General features: G+C 55.4%; 1 protein-coding gene and 1 pseudogene. Both read right to left on the minus strand.

Translation table 11 applies throughout. The annotated features are described in order from the left end of the window. On the minus strand, positions 1 to 441 hold a 441-nt coding region (locus ACXJ5O_RS28675; protein ID WP_457302868.1), incomplete at its 3' end, for a carbohydrate ABC transporter permease. Positions 442 to 518: 77 nt separating this feature from the next. Further along, positions 519 to 823 (minus strand): annotated as a pseudogene (locus ACXJ5O_RS28680) (extracellular solute-binding protein); the annotation flags it as partial.

Here is an 823-nt window from a genome sequence, read left to right on the forward strand (position 1 = left end):
ACGATAGGCATCGATAAGGCCGAACTGCATCAGCATCGCGTTGAGTGCACCATATTCGGGATTATAGATCAGCCGCCACAGCGTGGCATTGACCACGGTCGGCAGCGCCCAGGGCAGGATCATCAGCGCGCGCAGGATGGAACGACCATAAAACTGCTGGTTGAGTAGCAGGGCAGCAAGAACGCCGATAACCATCTCCGCCGATACGGAGAGAACGGCAAACCAGAAGGTAGTGATTAGCGTGCGCTGAAAATTCGAACCGGAAAGTATCTTCACATAATTATCGAGGCCAACGAAACTGCCTTCGGTGCCGACCAGCTTGGCATCGGTGAAGGAGAGCCGCACCGTATCGACGAGCGGCCAACCGATAATCGCAACCATGACGATCAGGAGCGGCAGCATCAGGAGCCATGCGCGGGTGGTGATCCAGGTGCTCGTCATGAAATGAAGCCTGCCACAAAATCAATCATTGGGAAAAATGAAGGCGGAAGGAGTACCTGCCGCCTTCATCATCGCTATCAGAGACCGCTGTTCTCGACGGCAGTCTTCAATGCATCCTCCGGGGCGGCCTGCCCCAGAAGCGCTTCCTGAATTGCCTGCTGCAGTCCTGTCGAAAGCTCCTGATATTTCGGTGTCGTCGGGCGCGGGTACATCGCAGCAAGACTGACCTTGGCCGCCGCAATCAGTTCTTCCTGATTCTTGGAAACGGCAGGATCATCATAGGACGAGGACCAGATCGGCAGGCTGAGCTTGGCGTACTGGTTCTGCGTTGCCTGAGACGTCATGAATGTAATGTATTTCCACGCTTCATCCGGATGCTTGC

This window comes from Phyllobacterium sp. P5_D12 (genome assembly GCF_054049495.1).